Raw genomic sequence first — 16,386 nt, 5'->3', positions numbered from 1 at the left:
TTAGTTAAACATATTAAAACGGAAGATCATCTTCTTCCATTTCTGTAGATGGGGATGATATCGATTGTGTTGTACCTACTGAAGGGTTTGCATTACTTACCGGCTGACTGCTTGCAGTTGTTTCGGATTGTTGTCCTTCAGTTTTTGGAGTTAAAAATGTAAAATCGGTACACTGTATCTCTGTATTATATCGATCTTTTCCTTGTTCATCTTGCCATTTTCTAGTTTTAAGACGACCTTCAATATATACTTTATCTCCTTTCTTTAAATATTTTTCACAGATTTCAGCTGCTTTATTACGCACCACAATATTGTGCCATTCTGTAGAAGTAACTCTCTCTCCAGTGGTTTTGTTTACATAAGAATCATTAGTTGCCAGCGGAAATCTGCCAATACAGTTTCCTCCTTCAAAATAATGCATCTTTACTTCATCTCCTGTATGACCAATAAGCATTACCTTATTCAACGTTCCAGACATATCCTTTATTATTTATAGTAAATGTAATAAAAAAGCATCATACCTAAAAAAAGCTATCTATAAAATTACCTAATAATATAGGAACGGGATATTCGCGAATATTATCTATTTTAATCTGCTCTAGTTCAGTATTGATTTTGGGCTTTTTGTTGGTTTTTATGATATAAAATCGAGTATATAAGTGCTGGTGCGAAAGTTTATGTATTTTAAATGTTTCTTCATAGCAAGTGATATCATAAGATAAATCTCCTAATAAACTTTTAAACAGAACATGTTCTTTTATATAATCAAGGTCTACGTCATTCTCGCTTTCTATCAGTGGAAACTCGTATAAATTCTGCCAGATACCTTTGCCTGTTCGTTGTTTAATAATAGTATATTGATCACTGACAGAAAATATCAGGTAATTGAAATATCTTTTCTTGACTTTAGTTTTTTTCAATTTAACCGGTAATGATGTAACTGTTCCTTTATTTAATGACTCACAACTATCATTTAATGGACAAACGATACAATATGGATTTTGTGGCTTACACTGCAACGCTCCAAATTCCATAATCGCCTGATTATAGGTAGCGGGTTGCTCTGGATCAATTAACTCAAAAGCAATTTTCTTAAACTCTTTAATTCCTTGAGTACTATTAATAGGAGTGTTAATATTAAAATATCTAGATAAAACGCGATATACATTACCATCTACCACAGGAACCACTTCATTATAACATATCGAAGCTATAGCACTGGCGGTATAATCACCCACACCTTTTAGTTTTAATAAATCATTATAGTTAGAAGGAAAAATACCATTAAGCTCATTTGCTATATATTTCGCAGTAGCATGTAAATTTCTGGCTCTAGAATAATAACCTAATCCTTGCCATAGTTTTAGCACTTGTTCTTCTTCTGCATTTGCTAAATCAAAAACAGTAGGATACTGATCGGTAAATGACAAATAATATGGTAATCCTTGTGCAACTCGCGTCTGTTGAAGTATGATTTCGCTTAACCAAATGTGATATGGATCGATTGTTTCTCGCCATGGCATCGATCTTTTGTTTTGTAAGTACCACGTAATGAGTTTTTTATAAAAAATCATGTGAAAATTGTAAGTTTTGTAAAATTAAACCTTTAAAAGATGATAATTTCATCTTAAGTATTGATATTTTGGATTTTAAATTGCTATATTTGCCCCCTTGAAAATTTAAAAACCCCTAAATAGGTAATATAATGACTAAAGCAGATATTGTAGCAAAAATTTCAGAAAAACTAGGAATTGAAAAAGGAGATGTTCAGGCAACTGTTGAAACCTTTATGGAAGAAGTAAAAAGTTCTTTAGAGAGCGGTGATAATGTATACCTTAGAGGTTTTGGTAGCTTTATCATCAAAACAAGAGCTGAAAAAACTGGTCGTAACATTTCTAAAAACACTACAATCAAAATACCTGCACATAATATTCCTGCCTTTAAACCGGCAAAAGTATTTGTGGAAGGTGTAAAAACTAACGTAGAAGTTAAGTAACAATTAATAATCAATAAATAGACGCACTATGCCAAGTGGTAAAAAACGTAAAAGACACAAGGTAGCTACGCACAAGCGTAAAAAGAGAAGAAGAGCTAATCGCCATAAGAAAAAGTAGTTTTCTAACTACTTTTTCTATTTAAGAATGTTCTTTGAAATCGAAATAAAGTATCTTATACCACTACCTTTATAAGACTTTATTTCAACGGAATTATAAAATTCCTGTGAAAAAATTTGTTTAATCCATCTGTCTCGAACATATCGAGGTGGATAAAAATCTAATCAGAGTGAACAAAGAATTGATCATTAGATCTGGTTCCTCTACTGATTTTGCCTTATTAAAAGATGGAAAACTAATTGAATTACATAAGGAAGAAGACGACAGCAATTTTGCAGTAGGTGATATTTTTATTGCCAAAATCCGTAAAGCTGTTCCAGGTCTTAACGCCGCATTTGTAAATGTGGGTTATGAAAAAGATGCATTTCTGCATTACCACGATCTGGGCCCTCAAGTATCTTCTTTACTTAAATTCATTAAACGTGTAAGCACAGGTAAATTAAAAGATTATTCTCTTAAGAATTTTCCTTTTGAGAACGATATTGATAAACACGGAGTAATAACCGATGTGTTAAAATCAAATCAATCGCTATTAGTACAAATAGTAAAAGAACCTATTTCTACAAAAGGCCCTCGAATTAGCTCAGAGCTTTCGATTGCCGGTAGATATATTGTATTAGTACCTTTTTCTAACAGAGTATCTATTTCTCAGAAAATAGAATCATCAGAAGAAAAAGAACGTCTAAAAAGACTGGTAAAAAGTATTAAGCCAAAAGGTTTTGGAATTATTGTTCGTACTGTAGCAGAAGGCAAGAAAGTAGCAGAACTAGACAGAGATTTGCAAAACTTGGTGGGACGCTGGGAGTCTATGTGTAAAAAATTATACAAAGCACCCCATCCATCAAAAATTTTAGGTGAAATGAATAGAGCATCCTCTATATTAAGAGATGTTTTTAATGACACCTTCACTTCGATCGTTGTAGATGAAGAAGATCTCTACAACCAAATCAAAGATTATCTGCAAGAAATTGCACCAAAAAAAGAATCTATCGTAAAGTTACACACGTCTAAAGTACCTGTTTTTGAAAAACATGGTATCGAACGACAAATCAAAACAAGTTTTGGTAAAACGGTATCCATGAGTAAGGGAGCCTATCTTGTAATCGAACACACTGAGGCAATGCACGTCATTGACGTAAATAGTGGAAATCGATCTAACAAAGCCAAAAACCAAGAAGACACTGCACTAGAAGTCAACCTAATCAGTGCATCCGAAGTAGCACGCCAACTACGTCTTAGGGATATGGGAGGTATTATTGTAGTCGATTTTATAGACATGAATAATGCTGATAACCGCAGAACACTTTTCAACCACTTACGTGAAGAGATGAAAGACGACAGGGCAAAGCATAAAATTTTACCGCCAAGTAAGTTTGGCCTGATTCAAATAACGCGACAGCGTGTACGACCAGAAATGAATATCAAAACCCGTGAGGAAAACCCTAACGGAGGAAATGGCGAAGTTGAGGCGCCAATAGTTTTAGTAGATAAAATAAAGGTCGATTTAGAAAAATTAATTAAAAAAGAACATAAAAAGTTAACGCTTAGCGCGCATCCTTTTATTGCAGCTTTTTTAACTAAAGGATTTCCATCCGCCCGATCTAAATGGTTCATGGACCATAAAAGATGGGTAAAAATTATACCTAGAGACGCTTACACGTATTTAGAATATCATTTCCACGATAAAGACGGAGAAATGATAAAATAAAATGAAACCCAGCTTACATTGTAGGCTGGGTTTTTTTGTTTATTAAATATTTTAGAAAACTCTATTCTAAAGAAATTTGCTTTGCCATAAACAATGCGTTATAAGCATTCACAATCTTACCTGACTTAGAAAGCTCTGAAAATGGCACTAATTTTTTAGTCTTATCTTTCTCTTCAATTTCTACTTTAATATCATAAGAAGTTCCTGATTTCATAAGAATTTCTTTCACTTTAGCTGCAGATAAATCTGGATAACAAGATCGTATCAATGCTGCCACTCCAGAAACTACAGCGCAAGATATTGACGTACCCTTATCTAACTCATAATTATTATCTGGAATTAAAGTTAACACCTTATCTCCTGGAGCAAAAAGATCTACTTTCTGTTTCCCATAATTACTAAATAAACTAATTAATCTATGGTCTAAAAAATTAGAAGATGATCCCACTTTTATGAAATTTGAAGCAACCTCATTCCCTTGTTTATCCATATCATCTGGATAATTATAAACTGACAGGTTATCAATGTTTAGGCCTTCATTGCCGGAAGAGGTAACTATTAACACTTCTTTTTCTTCAGCGTACTTTATAGCATCTAACACCCAATCTTGATGTAATGAAAACTCTTTCCCGGAACTTATATTAATAACTTTCGCTCCGTTATCTGCAGCGTATTGTATAGCTAAAGCCATATCTTTGTCGTGTTCATCCCCTAATGGAGATACACATAATGGCATTATTTTAACATTATTAACAACTCCATTTGTACCTAAATCATTATTCCTGATAGCCCCTATAGTTCCTGCTATTTTAGTTCCATGAGAGACAATATCTATATTATTATTAACTTGATTATTTCCATACACAATATTGGTAATATCCTCGGGATCGTCACCAATAATTGTCAAACGCTCGTCATAATCTAAATTTAAGAGCTTGTTTAATCTTTCATAAGCTTTCAGCTTATAATCTTGTATCCATTTCTGGGTAAGTTTATACTGAACATATACCAACATATAATCTAAGTGAACATTTAAAACCTTATCATCTTTATAAAGGCTTTTAATACTATCTAATTTCTTTTTAGTATATCTCTTTTCTGGAAAGTAATTCGCTAACGCTTTGGATGCAGCTATATATCCAGTATCATAGTAATCAATATAGGCTTTATCATTTTTTGCATATACTAATTGATTCTCATATTTTTTCTTAGCTCTGCTATATTGTAAAAAATCATCTTTTTGATCTTTAGAAATATCCGAAACTACTTTACCTTTAAAAATACTATCATATTTTCTAATAATCCTGGTGTATTCATAATTGGTAAAAAGTATATTTTCACCTTTTTCGTTTCCTAAGAAATTCCAACCATGAACATCGTCTATATATCCGTTTTTGTCGTCATCAATATTATTATTTGGCACCTCATTAGCATTTGACCATATCTTTCCCTTTAGATCCTCATGATTAACGTCTACTGCCATATCAATTATTGCAACAATAACTTCCTGTTTTTTTATTGTATCAAGTATCTTTTCATATGCTTTTGCCAAACTAATTCCAGGAACAGAATCGTTTGACAAATCTTGATGAAACCAGTCAATTCTTATTTTCTTGTTAGATTCTTTTTTAGGTGTTTGACCTATTATACAAGAACCACACATAAAAAAAATAACAAAAAACCAACGTACTCTGTATAATTGATTATTCAACATTCTTATTTAAACTACTTTATTATTAAATACAACCTTATAGTTGAGAATCTATAAGGTTGTATTTAAAATTATTATCCTGCATGATTTATCGGAATAACTGATGTAATACAATTTGGTGGTGGCGGTGGAGGTGCAGGTCTATCACCACCCGTTGTATCACTACCATCATCTAAAGCATCTACTAAATATGAGCCTCCCTTTATTAAATGCGTATTATTTAATCTTGCAACGTTTAACTTCTTCAGAGTTAATTTTTGTTCGTTTTTATTCTTTTTCATTTTAGAGTAAAAGTTTTTGTGAGTATTTGTCTGAGTCAAAACTAATCAAATATGCTTATAATGTTGTCAATTATCTTATAGTAGGTCTCTGTATTCAGGAATTCAGACTTTTAAAAATTTGAATTACAGAGTTTTAACTAAAATTGATTCTTTTCCAGTTGTTTGATAAAATAAGACGGATAAATACCTGTTTTTTTAAGAAAAGATTTAGAAAACGCTTCGGTTGTATTGAAACCAATCTCTCGTGCAATTGCCTTAATTGTATAATTTCTTAACTTTTGATCTGTTTGCAACTTTTCTACAACATAATCTATTCTCAAATCATTTATATAAGCGATAAAACTTTTTTGCTTGTAAAAATTAACCACCTTAGAAAGATACTTGGCGTTAGTCTCAAATTGTTTTGCTAATCCAGCTGTGGTGATATTGGGAGTTAAAAATAACTGTCTATTTTCAAAATCAGATAAAGATGCTAAAATGTTTTTCACTATAGTTTCCGAAATACCAATGTCCTCAGTCTGTTTCGTCTCGATTTCTTCTATTTGTTCAAGTACTTCTTTTTTACCATTTTTCTGATTCAGTAAATTTTCAAACCTTTCTTGATATTTTTTTCTTTTTCTATAATTCAAAAATAATAATATTGCCGTAAGAGCGCTGACCAAACCAAGTATAACTAATCCAAATCTAGATATGACTCTTTCATCTTTTAATGAACCTATAATTTGGTCCTTTTCCTGAATTAATAGTGGGGTATCGTAATTCTGGGTAATCTTTTTTTGCAGATAGCGATAATTACTGTTCAATACGCTATCAACTTCTATCAACTTTTCAATATATACTAACTGTTGTTCCTGATTATTTGTTTTTTTATAATGATCAATCAACACCTCATAACCATCTCGTGTTTCTGGTAAAATATCTTTTTGTTGTTGAAAAATGGTATCTAGTTTTTTAAAATAAAAAATACCTTTTTCAATATTTTCAGATTCATAATTAATCTTTCCCAGATAATAATATCCAACGGCTAAATTTGGTTTATTATTAACCCCTTTGAAATAATTTATAGCCTGATTTATACTATCCTTCGCTTTATTAAAATCATTTTGGAAAAAACTTATAACTCCAGAGGTCATTTTAAAATAATTATACATATCTCTGTTTTTTGCTTTTAATGATTTTTCAATTCCAATTGAATTATATGTAGAAGCAGAATCTAATTTATTTAAACGGTAAAAAGATTGAACCATTGCAAACAAATTATTTAAGTACTGTTTGTTATTAGTTTTATAACCATCAGCCTTCTTAAGGTAGTTGTAATTTTCCTTATGTAATTTTAGAGCTTCTTCATATTCTCCTATACGATCTTTTAAAAGACCTATTTCATGATTAACATATAAAATCAAATCAGGGCTATAATTTTTTCTAGCGTACTCATTAGCTAAAATATAATTATCCAAAGCCTTTTTAAACGCTCTCTTATTATAAAAAACAGAACCTTTAAGTATGTATGCTGCTGCAGGGTACCTTTTATTTTTTTGGTTATAACTGATAGCAATAACGCTATCCATATAAATATTAGCCAATTGATCTTTTAAAAGATATGCTAGGTTATAATACCCATCCGCTAATCTGATACTATCTGATTCGATTTTTGCTTTTTTAATATATGCATTTGCATACTCAGCAGCTCTTTCCTTTTCTTTTTTAGTTATTGAATTATAATAACGATAATATAATTCTTCGTATGAATATTCTTTACTAAGAATAGAATCGTGTACTCTAATTTGTATAAGATATTCATCATTCGTTTTTTCTTTCAAAGAATCTACAATAACCTGATCTTGCCGTGCAGAGAGTTGGTGGAGTAAAAAGAAAATAATGCAAACTGCAATGTGATTGGTGTAACGTTTTATCATCTCATACATGGTATGTATCTACCTAAAATTAAATTTTTAATACGTAGCCATTCACAATAAGTATGCCTTATCTATATAGACTATTTTTTTATCATCTATATAAACCATACTACAAAATAATCGTTGCAATAGTGGTGAAATTTTGGTGTCTTTGGGGCTATAGTCTACCTAAATAATAGGGTGCAAATATACCATTTTCATTTTTTTTTTAAATGATATCCTTATTTTTTTAAATCACAACCAGCCAGCTTTTTATCTCTAAAAAAACAATGTCTGAATTCCCTGAATACAGGGTCTGTTTTCCCGAATACAGATGTAGTCTCCTTGTTATTAAGCTTTTACCAAGACTATATTTGAGATATCAATAATCAACTCGCTATGGTCACATTACTAATAAAACTTGTTACTAATCTCTTAGAATTTGTGATAGGAATATACCAATTCGTTTTTTAACTCGTAAATATCAAAACTATGAAACAACTATTCCCAAAAGAAATAATCGAAAACACTGTAGAGGTGCATCAGTTTAAACATCGCAATAGAAGCAAAGTCATTTATGGGTTGATTCTAGCAGCCATCTTGATCGCATTCATTTTATTACCTTTCATAAAAGTAGATATCTATACTACCGCACGTGGAATGCTAAAACCAAGTAAAGAACGTATCGCAATAACACCATTACAATCCGGAAAAGTAGTTTATGTGGACTTACTAGACAACCAACAAGTAAAAAAAGGTGATACATTGTTAATGACCAATAGAGAGATTCTAGATGAAAAAATACAGCTTTCTACCACTACAATTACAGAAACTCAGAAGTTTATTACGGACTGCAAATATCTTATCAATACAGCCCATCCACATTTTAATAAACTTATCTCAGCTCGTTATCAAAAAGAATTTCTGTACTACACTCAAAAGCTTGGGGAATTGCAAACACGTTTTGAAAAAACATTAATTGATTTTGAAAGGGATCAAAAACTATATGACAAAGGAGTAATTGCCAAAATAGAGTTTGAAAATACCGAGTTCGAACATCAATTATCTATCAATACGTTGCATCAATTTAAAAAACAACAAAAAAACACTTGGCAAACACAACTTACAGATTATTCTGTAGAAATACGTGAACTACATAGTAGTGTATCACAAATACAACAAAATCAAAAAGAATATATCATTACCGCTCCAATAGACGGCATATTAAAAAGTGTAAAAGGTATAGAGCCAGGAAGCATGATTATCAGTGGATCTCCTATTGCAGAAATATCACCAGATACAGGTTTGATCGTAGAATGTTATTTATCTCCATCAGATATCGGATTGGTAAGCGAAGAAAAACAAGTAAGTTTTCAAGTAGATGCTTTTAATTACAATCAATGGGGATTAGCTACCGGAAAAATATTAGACATTAGTAAAGACATAGATATGGTAAATAACCAACCAGTTTTTAAAGTTCGCTGCAAGATTGATCAAGAACATTTAGCTCTTAAAAATGGTTTTAAAGGAAACTTTAATAAAGGAATGACACTGAGCGCCAGATTTCAATTAACGGAACGTACACTTTTTGATCTACTCTACGATAAAGTAGATGACTGGTTGAATCCATCAAGTCCTTCAAATCCTTCAATAGCACAAATTCAACAATAAAATTAAGCATCATGGCTAAAATTAAAATAAAACAACACGATATCACAGATTGCGGAGCCGCTTGTCTTGCATCTATATCTGCTCATTATAAATTAAAATTACCCATAGCTAGAATTCGACAATATGCTAGTACGGATCAAAAAGGGACGAACATACTAGGACTTTTGGAAGCTGCTCAGAAAATTGGTTTCACAGCGAAAGGTGTTCGAGGAGATTTCGAAAGTCTATCAAAAATTCCAAAACCTACAATTGCACACGTTATTATTAAAGGTAAACTACAACATTTTGTAGTAATCTATGAAGTTACCAAAAAATACGTACTCGTAATGGATCCTGGTGATGGTAGGATGCACAAAAAATCTTATGAAGAATTCAAAAAGGAATGGACAGGCGTATTAGTACTATTATCACCTAATGAAAGTTTTGAAAAAGGAAATGAAAAAATTTCTTCTTATAAACGCTTTTGGTTTTTACTAAAACCACACAGATTAGTTGTAATGCAAGCTTTAATCGGAGCAATAGTTTACACACTTCTTGGGTTTTCTACTTCCATTTTTATACAGAAAATTACAGACTATGTACTTGTCGGAGGCAACACAAAACTCCTTAATCTTTTAGGAATAATTATGATCGGACTATTGGTTTTAAAGTTTATTATAGGTGTTTTTAAAGATGTGTTTTTGATCAAAACAGGTCAACAAATTGATACCCGATTGATCCTAGGATATTACAAACATTTATTGAAATTACCCCAACAGTTTTTTGACACTATGAGGGTAGGAGAAATAACATCTAGAATTGGTGATGCAGTTAAGATTAGAAATTTTATTAATGGAGTAGCATTATCACTTACTGTCAATGTAATGATATTGTTTTTCTCATTTGGATTGATGTTTTTTTATTACTGGAAACTTGCCTTAATTATGTTATGCGTGATCCCTTTATACGCCGGTATCTACTATATCATGAATCGACTTAACAAAAAAGCAGAACGAAAAGTGATGGAAAAAGGAGCTGAGTTACAAAGTCAGCTGGTAGAATCTTTGAACTCTGTGGGAACTATTAAACGTTTCGGTTTAGAAGACTTTGCTAATATCAAAACCGAAACACGATTTATAAACTTACTACAAAGTGGCTACAAATCTGCTCTAAACTCTGTGTTCTCCGGAACATCTACAGGAATTATCGCACAATTATTTGTTATTATACTTCTATGGTCAGGTTCTTTTTTTGTAATAGAAAGAGAAATTACTGCTGGAGAATTAATGTCTTTTTACGCTATAGTAGGATACTTTACAGGACCTGTTGCAAGTTTAGTAGGCGCTAATAAACAAATACAAAATGCGCTAATCGCAGCAGATCGTCTTTTTGAAATCATGGATTTGGAACGCGAGGACACAGAAAACAAAATGAAACTTAACAGAAATGCAGTAGGAAATATTTCTTTTACAGATGTTGCTTTTAGATATGGTAGTAGAAAAGAAGTTTTCAAAAAATTTAACCTTACCATTAATAAAGGAGAGCTTACCGCTATTGTTGGCGAAAGCGGATCTGGAAAGTCTACGTTAATGTCATTATTACAAAACATTTACCCAATCCGAAGCGGAATCATTAGCATAGGAGATAAAGATCTAAGGTATATCGATAACGAAAGTCTTCGAACTATAGTAAGTGTGGTACCACAAAAAATAGATCTTTTTGCAGGCAATGTTATCGAAAATATTGCTGTTGGAGAATTCAATCCTAATATGGAAGAGATTATTACTATCTGCAAAGACATTGGTATTTTAGGTTTCATTGAAGAACTTCCTAACGGATTTAACACCTATTTAGGAGAAAATGGCGCTTCATTATCAGGAGGACAAAAACAACGTATTGCCATTGCAAGAGCATTGTACAAAAAACCTGAAATATTAGTTCTTGATGAAGCAACCTCTTCATTAGATAGTGCTTCTGAAAATTACATCCAGAAAACTATACAAAACCTTAGAGCAGAAAACAAAACAATTATCGTAATCGCTCATCGTCTAAGTACAGTTATTGAGGCTGACAAAATTGTAGTTCTAGAAAAAGGAGAAGTACTAGAAGAAGGAAATCACCAAGACTTATATCAACGTAAAGAAAAATATTATCAATTATGGCAACAACAAATGCCTTCAATAGATACTATCAATAAAATTGAAGCTGTTGCCTGAGAATATAGCATATGAAATAAAAAATAATCAAAAAAACACTCGAATCATGACAAAAATAGAACGACAAATAGAATTAATTGAACGACTAGATCGATTAATAAGAATGCAGGCTACTGGCAATCCACAGCAATTAGCCAGAAGATTGGATATATCTAAAGCTTCATTGTTCAGAATATTCGAAGTAATGAAACGATTAAATGCACCCATCATATTTGATATTGGATTACAGAGTTATGTATATGAAGAACAAGTTAGTTTTAGGTTTGGTTTTTATACCAAGGATCTTCAAGGTGAAGAAGTATTGGAAATTAGTGGAGGTAGCTTTCAGAGAGTTTTGGTAGAACCTGCTTTTAACTATCCATATCTACAAATTGTATAACTTAATCTTATTACCTATGAAAAAGTACACAAAAGAAAAAATCACTAAAAAGAAGTATAGATTTGAAAATATAAATGATCCAGAATTACAATCCATCATTTCGGATGTAATGGTATACTCAGAGGATTATCATATACCTATAGAAGAAGATATACCTGACTGGTTTTAAAAATTGTTGAGTTTGATTCGTAAAAGAGGAGTTTGTATGTATACAGCTCCTTTTTTTATTTAGAATACTTAAAAAACATAGGACTGTATCAATCTACCCAAACCCCCTACATCACAATGTACCTAACCTAATTAAATTCTATGTATATAATAAGATAGCACTCTTCATAAAATGATGCCTGAATTCAGAAAATAAAAAACCGTTGTTTTCTACTATAAATATGAAATTAACAAATTTTAACATTTTAAAAAATACGCTCTCAATTAATGAGATTCCCTAAACCTACTTTTACATTGTCAAAACGAAACAGGTGCACCAAAACAGTTTGACAGATCATACAAATATTAATTATAAAATTTTAAAAAATGAAAAATTTAGAAAATTTTGGAGTTCAAGAGTTAAACAACTTTGAATTAAACTCAATTGAAGGTGGAAATTGGTTCGGAGATGCTTGGGATGCAACAGTAGAAGCTGTATCAGATGCTGCAGACGCAGTAGTAGATGCCGTTAGTAGTTTTGCTGATGGAGTAGCTGATGGATGGAATGCAGCTTTTGAAGATTAATATATATACTAAAAATTAAAAAAATAAAATTATGCAAGAATTAAATTTAAACGAGATGATCCTTATTACAGGAGGTAATGATGGAGCATACAATGCAGGACACGCAGTAGGTGAAGCAGTGGGTGAAGCAGTAGAAGCAGTAGGAGATTTCTTCTCAGGTCTTTGGGATGGTATCAAAGAAGGAATAGACGGTATCGCAGGTTAATTAATTATATAAAAAAATAATATCATGACAGAATTAAATTTAAATGAGTTGATGACAATCAACGGAGGAACAGATGACTGTAACAGTGATGCATATAATAATGGACACGCTGTAGGTGAAGTAATTGGCGAAATAATCCATGTTGTTACAGATTTCTTTAGAGGTCTTAACGACGCAATGGAAGACTAATCTGAAAATGTCTTCAGAACAAGTATAATTATTAATATAAAAACTTTTTAAAATGAAAGAATTAACATTAAACGAGTTGGTGATAATCAACGGAGGTAACGACTGTGTAGACGGAAATCACGAAGAAAGTACTGCTTATCAAGTAGGACAAGTAGTAGGTGAGATTCTTCAAGGAATTGGAAATATAATTGATGCTATTTCTCCTTTTTCAGACTAAATTTCTAAGACACATTAAAACCTAAAAAATTTTAATATGTGCTTTAAAAAGAGGCTATTAATAAATAGTCTCTTTTTACTCTTACAATTTAAGTATAACACTCATAAAACAAAAAAATGAACGATTTAAACAAAAACGAATTACTTAATCTATACGGAGGAAACGACGATTGCAATAGTGATGCCTATAATAATGGACATGAAATTGGAGAAGCAATAGGAGAGTTTTTATCGTTCTTATCGGATATTATTATTGAAACTAGTGGACCTCTTTTACCATTAGAAATTTAAAACACATATAACAAGATTATGAAAAAAAATGAAATTACCAGAATCACTGAAATGACTCTTCTAGAAATGACAACTATTCATGGAGGAAATTGGTTTGATGACATAGTAGACACTGTAAATGATACTATAGACTCTATAAGCGAAGTTTGGGATGAAGCTGTGACATCTGTAAATGATTTTATTGATGGATTAGCAGATCCTATATCGGATTACACTGACTAGCAATAGTAGTAAATTAAACTGTGTCTAAACGCCTAAAAAAATGATAAAAAAAATATTTATAATTATGGGTATTCTTGTCGTATGCTTAACAGTATTTGTGTTCTTTTTTATTAACCATTATAAAAAGCTAGATCAACTAAAGATAAGAAGAACATCTGAGGTAAACTCTATTCCATTTAGGCACAGTTCTTCTGGTCATATTTTAATTGATCTTAATATAGATGATTCTGGAAAAACATATCCTTTTATTCTAGATACAGGAGCCTCCAATTATTTATTCCATAATTTTCCAACTAAAAATATTGGAAAATCAATAGGGAAAGGAATAAGCAAGGACACTAATGGAAAAATTTCTTTCCCAAGAATATATACGATTCCTTTTTTGAAAATCGGAGATACTGAATTAGAGAATATCGCATTTAGTATTTCTACCACAAAATTTAATTGTACGGAAGAGATTTATGGAATTATAGGTAAAAACATCATGCATCATTTTGTTTGGCAAATTGATTTTCAAAATAAAATCATACATATAGCGAAAGACATAAAATATTTATCAAAAACTAAAGAAAAAGAAATTAAAATAAAGCTAAAAGAAAACAAATTCAGTCATCACTTATACATTCCTCTACATATAGAATCTAATGTAAAAACAAAAATAATATTAGATACTGGACTTGGAGGAAATATTAGTCTTTCGCCTAAGGAAATCAATAAATTGACCTCCACTAATAAAAAAAGAAATATTCTTGGAGAAGGTAGTAGAGGACTTGGTGGTAAAAGTGACTCAAAACAATATTTACTGCATTTTAATTCCTTATTCTTGGGGAAAAACAAAGAACTACCTATATCTGACATATCAGTAAAGGTTAGTGAAAAATCGTCTTTTAAAGCCTTAGGCATAGGAGTTTTGAAAAACTTTTTAGTAACAATTGATTGGACGAATAAAATGTTAACACTGGTACAGAAAACAAAAACAATGAATCTTACTGAAAAAGGATTTGGTATACGATTTGGATTTGAAGAAGGACTTTATATTAGATCCATCATAGAGGGAAGTAAAGCTGATTCAATTGGTTTAAAACCATATATGAAAGGATTCTTAATAAATGGTAAATCTATTGAGACAATAGAACAATTTTGTTCCTTCAATACTATAAAGGATAAGCTTAGCAATATTGAAATAAAGTTCATAAAATCTAAAAAAGTATATAATCTCCAAAAGTAAACTTATAAGGAATTTTATGCCGTTCTCTTTTCATAATGTTAAAATTAAATACGCTTCCATTTGTGAAAAATATTCGCCAAAACCAAAATAACACTCTCATATAATGAGATTTAAACATCATATCATTGTAATATAAAATTTAAAAACATTCAAAATGAAAAATCTAGAAAACATTCAACTTAAAGAAATCAGTCAAACAGAATTAATAAATATTGAAGGTGGTAACTGGTTTACTGACGCTTTAGAAGCTCTTGAAGAATTGGTAGTAAACAAAGTTCAAGAAGTAATTGACGAAGTTATGGATACAATCAATGAACATCAACAGGGATAAAAGCCGATATTTTCATCAATCTCATTAAATGAAATTAACAGGTAATACATTTATTTTATAATTTAAAAACTATCATAATGGAAAATTTAGGACTAGCAGAAATAAATAAGGAAGAACAAATTACTATTGATGGAGGAAACCATGGTTATTTATGGAGCTCTGGAGGATCATCTGGAGGATCATCTTTAGATTTTGGAGAAGTTGTAGAAATAGCTGTTGATACATTAACAGATGCGGCCGAAACTATTATAGATGGATTAGAAAGTGCATGGGATTCTATCTTCGGATAGTAGAAACAAACCTATCTTTTTAGAAAATATAGCCGGGATATTTTGTTGAGTATTTTGTCTAACCTGGCAAGTCCGTATGGGCGCAACATCAATGAACAAAAGGTGAACTTAGTGAGTAAAGTTCACCTTTTGTAGTTCTTTCAAGTTGCAATTTCAAACTTATTTTAACCTACTGAAAAAAAAATTAAAAAAGAAAAGGGTCTCAAATAATGAGACTACAAGCTAGTATTATTGTACTGTAAAAGCAATTGCACAACATCAATATTTAATAAGTTAAAACAACACATCATGAAAAATTTAAACACGATTTTACTAAGTCAACAAGAATTAGAAAATTACACCGGTGGAGGTTTATCAACTGAAACAACAATATCTACTTTAATAGAAATTGTACCATTTGGAGATCCAATAAACCGTTATGATGACGAGATTAATCAAAACTTCGAAAGCATCAATAATACTGGTTTTGGAATTTAATTCACTTCTTAATTATCAATTTAAAATAAATATCTTATGAAAAATTTAAAAAACCAAACAACAACATTGACAAGTCAAGAAATCAAGACTATCACCGGTGGAAATCATAACCCAAGCGTTATTGATGACGGTAATGGTGGAGGATGCACAGGACCAGTGATTATAATAATCAAACCTACAACGGGACCTACATTTCCAGATCCAGATACAATCTTTGGATAGTAGATAATATTTATATGGCTTTAACTTAA

At 31.1% G+C, this 16,386-nt stretch carries 22 protein-coding genes; 17 read left to right on the top strand and 5 right to left on the bottom strand.

Annotated elements, in window-relative coordinates; genetic code table 11:
- Positions 1 to 13: 13 nt before the first annotated feature.
- Both J8L88_RS02690 and mutY read right to left on the bottom strand, forming a co-directional pair.
- Complete coding sequence (locus J8L88_RS02690) at positions 14 to 478, bottom strand: single-stranded DNA-binding protein (RefSeq protein ID WP_118387954.1); 465 nt, start codon at positions 476 to 478, stop codon at positions 14 to 16.
- A 43-nt stretch (positions 479 to 521) separates the two neighbouring features.
- Complete coding sequence (mutY, locus tag J8L88_RS02685) at positions 522 to 1,574, bottom strand: A/G-specific adenine glycosylase (RefSeq protein WP_211059879.1); 1,053 nt, start codon at positions 1,572 to 1,574, stop codon at positions 522 to 524.
- A gap of 131 nt (positions 1,575 to 1,705) precedes the next feature.
- Between mutY and J8L88_RS02680 the strand changes: the two genes are divergently transcribed.
- Both J8L88_RS02680 and J8L88_RS02675 read left to right on the top strand, forming a co-directional pair.
- Positions 1,706 to 1,996, top strand: coding sequence for an HU family DNA-binding protein (locus J8L88_RS02680; RefSeq protein ID WP_024768281.1), 291 nt, complete (start codon positions 1,706 to 1,708; stop codon positions 1,994 to 1,996).
- A gap of 287 nt (positions 1,997 to 2,283) precedes the next feature.
- Positions 2,284 to 3,822, top strand: coding sequence for an Rne/Rng family ribonuclease (locus J8L88_RS02675; protein ID WP_027394791.1), 1,539 nt, complete (start codon positions 2,284 to 2,286; stop codon positions 3,820 to 3,822).
- A 61-nt stretch (positions 3,823 to 3,883) separates the two neighbouring features.
- Here the strand turns inward: J8L88_RS02675 and J8L88_RS02670 are convergent, their stop codons facing one another.
- The 3 genes from J8L88_RS02670 to J8L88_RS02660 form a co-directional block, all read right to left on the bottom strand.
- On the bottom strand, positions 3,884 to 5,533 hold the full coding sequence (locus J8L88_RS02670; protein ID WP_211059878.1) for a S8 family serine peptidase: 1,650 nt from the start codon (positions 5,531 to 5,533) through the stop codon (positions 3,884 to 3,886).
- 74 nt (positions 5,534 to 5,607) lie between these two features.
- Positions 5,608 to 5,814, bottom strand: coding sequence for a hypothetical protein (locus J8L88_RS02665; protein ID WP_211059877.1), 207 nt, complete (start codon positions 5,812 to 5,814; stop codon positions 5,608 to 5,610).
- Between the two features lie 137 nt (positions 5,815 to 5,951).
- Positions 5,952 to 7,730, bottom strand: a complete 1,779-nt coding sequence (locus J8L88_RS02660; protein ID WP_211059876.1) for a helix-turn-helix domain-containing protein — start codon at positions 7,728 to 7,730, stop codon at positions 5,952 to 5,954.
- 471 nt (positions 7,731 to 8,201) lie between these two features.
- Between J8L88_RS02660 and J8L88_RS02655 the strand changes: the two genes are divergently transcribed.
- The 15 genes from J8L88_RS02655 to J8L88_RS02585 all read left to right on the top strand — a co-directional run bounded on the left by J8L88_RS02655 (position 8,202) and on the right by J8L88_RS02585 (position 16,357).
- Positions 8,202 to 9,380: an HlyD family secretion protein gene (locus J8L88_RS02655; RefSeq protein WP_211059875.1), complete on the top strand. Its 1,179-nt coding sequence runs from the start codon at positions 8,202 to 8,204 to the stop codon at positions 9,378 to 9,380.
- Positions 9,381 to 9,391: 11 nt separating this feature from the next.
- Positions 9,392 to 11,575 (top strand): peptidase domain-containing ABC transporter, encoded by a 2,184-nt coding sequence (locus J8L88_RS02650; protein ID WP_211059874.1) that lies wholly within the window; start codon positions 9,392 to 9,394, stop codon positions 11,573 to 11,575.
- A 46-nt stretch (positions 11,576 to 11,621) separates the two neighbouring features.
- On the top strand, positions 11,622 to 11,954 hold the full coding sequence (locus J8L88_RS02645; RefSeq protein ID WP_211059873.1) for a hypothetical protein: 333 nt from the start codon (positions 11,622 to 11,624) through the stop codon (positions 11,952 to 11,954).
- A gap of 16 nt (positions 11,955 to 11,970) precedes the next feature.
- Positions 11,971 to 12,123, top strand: coding sequence for a hypothetical protein (locus tag J8L88_RS02640; protein ID WP_211059872.1), 153 nt, complete (start codon positions 11,971 to 11,973; stop codon positions 12,121 to 12,123).
- A gap of 365 nt (positions 12,124 to 12,488) precedes the next feature.
- Positions 12,489 to 12,686 (top strand): bacteriocin, encoded by a 198-nt coding sequence (locus J8L88_RS02635; RefSeq protein ID WP_091406966.1) that lies wholly within the window; start codon positions 12,489 to 12,491, stop codon positions 12,684 to 12,686.
- 31 nt (positions 12,687 to 12,717) lie between these two features.
- Positions 12,718 to 12,891 carry a hypothetical protein gene (locus J8L88_RS02630; RefSeq protein WP_211059871.1) on the top strand — a complete coding sequence of 58 codons (174 nt, stop codon included), beginning with the start codon at positions 12,718 to 12,720 and terminating at the stop codon, positions 12,889 to 12,891.
- Positions 12,892 to 12,915: 24 nt separating this feature from the next.
- Positions 12,916 to 13,080, top strand: coding sequence for a hypothetical protein (locus J8L88_RS02625; RefSeq protein WP_211059870.1), 165 nt, complete (start codon positions 12,916 to 12,918; stop codon positions 13,078 to 13,080).
- A gap of 52 nt (positions 13,081 to 13,132) precedes the next feature.
- The gene (locus J8L88_RS02620; RefSeq protein WP_211059869.1) at positions 13,133 to 13,297 is read left to right on the top strand and encodes a hypothetical protein; all 165 of its coding nucleotides are present in this window, start codon (positions 13,133 to 13,135) and stop codon (positions 13,295 to 13,297) included.
- 116 nt (positions 13,298 to 13,413) lie between these two features.
- Positions 13,414 to 13,587, top strand: coding sequence for a hypothetical protein (locus J8L88_RS02615; protein WP_211059868.1), 174 nt, complete (start codon positions 13,414 to 13,416; stop codon positions 13,585 to 13,587).
- A gap of 18 nt (positions 13,588 to 13,605) precedes the next feature.
- Positions 13,606 to 13,809 (top strand): hypothetical protein, encoded by a 204-nt coding sequence (locus tag J8L88_RS02610; protein WP_211059867.1) that lies wholly within the window; start codon positions 13,606 to 13,608, stop codon positions 13,807 to 13,809.
- Positions 13,810 to 13,849: 40 nt separating this feature from the next.
- Positions 13,850 to 15,037: an aspartyl protease family protein gene (locus tag J8L88_RS02605; RefSeq protein WP_211059866.1), complete on the top strand. Its 1,188-nt coding sequence runs from the start codon at positions 13,850 to 13,852 to the stop codon at positions 15,035 to 15,037.
- A gap of 154 nt (positions 15,038 to 15,191) precedes the next feature.
- Positions 15,192 to 15,368 carry a hypothetical protein gene (locus tag J8L88_RS02600; RefSeq protein WP_211059865.1) on the top strand — a complete coding sequence of 59 codons (177 nt, stop codon included), beginning with the start codon at positions 15,192 to 15,194 and terminating at the stop codon, positions 15,366 to 15,368.
- 77 nt (positions 15,369 to 15,445) lie between these two features.
- On the top strand, positions 15,446 to 15,658 hold the full coding sequence (locus J8L88_RS02595; RefSeq protein WP_211059864.1) for a hypothetical protein: 213 nt from the start codon (positions 15,446 to 15,448) through the stop codon (positions 15,656 to 15,658).
- A gap of 288 nt (positions 15,659 to 15,946) precedes the next feature.
- Positions 15,947 to 16,135, top strand: a complete 189-nt coding sequence (locus J8L88_RS02590) for a hypothetical protein (RefSeq protein WP_211059863.1) — start codon at positions 15,947 to 15,949, stop codon at positions 16,133 to 16,135.
- Between the two features lie 36 nt (positions 16,136 to 16,171).
- Positions 16,172 to 16,357, top strand: coding sequence for a hypothetical protein (locus tag J8L88_RS02585; RefSeq protein WP_091406955.1), 186 nt, complete (start codon positions 16,172 to 16,174; stop codon positions 16,355 to 16,357).
- Positions 16,358 to 16,386 lie beyond the last annotated feature (29 nt).

This window comes from Aquimarina sp. MMG015, assembly GCF_018100855.1.
Classification (GTDB): domain Bacteria; phylum Bacteroidota; class Bacteroidia; order Flavobacteriales; family Flavobacteriaceae; genus Aquimarina; species Aquimarina latercula.
The sequence above is the reverse complement of the archived record's forward strand: the minus strand, read 5'-3'. Positions and strand labels throughout refer to the sequence as shown.

Excerpts from the sequence above, each read along its gene's own strand:
- J8L88_RS02690 (WP_118387954.1), bottom strand. The coding sequence starts at position 478 with ATGTCTGGAACGTTGAATAAGGTAATGCTTATTGGTCATACAGGAGAT.
- mutY (WP_211059879.1), bottom strand. The coding sequence starts at position 1,574 with ATGATTTTTTATAAAAAACTCATTACGTGGTACTTACAAAACAAAAGA.
- J8L88_RS02680 (WP_024768281.1), top strand. The coding sequence starts at position 1,706 with ATGACTAAAGCAGATATTGTAGCAAAAATTTCAGAAAAACTAGGAATT.
- J8L88_RS02665 (WP_211059877.1), bottom strand. The coding sequence starts at position 5,814 with ATGAAAAAGAATAAAAACGAACAAAAATTAACTCTGAAGAAGTTAAAC.
- J8L88_RS02660 (WP_211059876.1), bottom strand. The coding sequence starts at position 7,730 with ATGATAAAACGTTACACCAATCACATTGCAGTTTGCATTATTTTCTTT.
- J8L88_RS02655 (WP_211059875.1), top strand. The coding sequence starts at position 8,202 with ATGAAACAACTATTCCCAAAAGAAATAATCGAAAACACTGTAGAGGTG.
- J8L88_RS02650 (WP_211059874.1), top strand. The coding sequence starts at position 9,392 with ATGGCTAAAATTAAAATAAAACAACACGATATCACAGATTGCGGAGCC.
- J8L88_RS02645 (WP_211059873.1), top strand. The coding sequence starts at position 11,622 with ATGACAAAAATAGAACGACAAATAGAATTAATTGAACGACTAGATCGA.
- J8L88_RS02640 (WP_211059872.1), top strand. The coding sequence starts at position 11,971 with ATGAAAAAGTACACAAAAGAAAAAATCACTAAAAAGAAGTATAGATTT.
- J8L88_RS02635 (WP_091406966.1), top strand. The coding sequence starts at position 12,489 with ATGAAAAATTTAGAAAATTTTGGAGTTCAAGAGTTAAACAACTTTGAA.
- J8L88_RS02630 (WP_211059871.1), top strand. The coding sequence starts at position 12,718 with ATGCAAGAATTAAATTTAAACGAGATGATCCTTATTACAGGAGGTAAT.
- J8L88_RS02625 (WP_211059870.1), top strand. The coding sequence starts at position 12,916 with ATGACAGAATTAAATTTAAATGAGTTGATGACAATCAACGGAGGAACA.
- J8L88_RS02620 (WP_211059869.1), top strand. The coding sequence starts at position 13,133 with ATGAAAGAATTAACATTAAACGAGTTGGTGATAATCAACGGAGGTAAC.
- J8L88_RS02615 (WP_211059868.1), top strand. The coding sequence starts at position 13,414 with ATGAACGATTTAAACAAAAACGAATTACTTAATCTATACGGAGGAAAC.
- J8L88_RS02610 (WP_211059867.1), top strand. The coding sequence starts at position 13,606 with ATGAAAAAAAATGAAATTACCAGAATCACTGAAATGACTCTTCTAGAA.
- J8L88_RS02605 (WP_211059866.1), top strand. The coding sequence starts at position 13,850 with ATGATAAAAAAAATATTTATAATTATGGGTATTCTTGTCGTATGCTTA.
- J8L88_RS02600 (WP_211059865.1), top strand. The coding sequence starts at position 15,192 with ATGAAAAATCTAGAAAACATTCAACTTAAAGAAATCAGTCAAACAGAA.
- J8L88_RS02595 (WP_211059864.1), top strand. The coding sequence starts at position 15,446 with ATGGAAAATTTAGGACTAGCAGAAATAAATAAGGAAGAACAAATTACT.
- J8L88_RS02590 (WP_211059863.1), top strand. The coding sequence starts at position 15,947 with ATGAAAAATTTAAACACGATTTTACTAAGTCAACAAGAATTAGAAAAT.
- J8L88_RS02585 (WP_091406955.1), top strand. The coding sequence starts at position 16,172 with ATGAAAAATTTAAAAAACCAAACAACAACATTGACAAGTCAAGAAATC.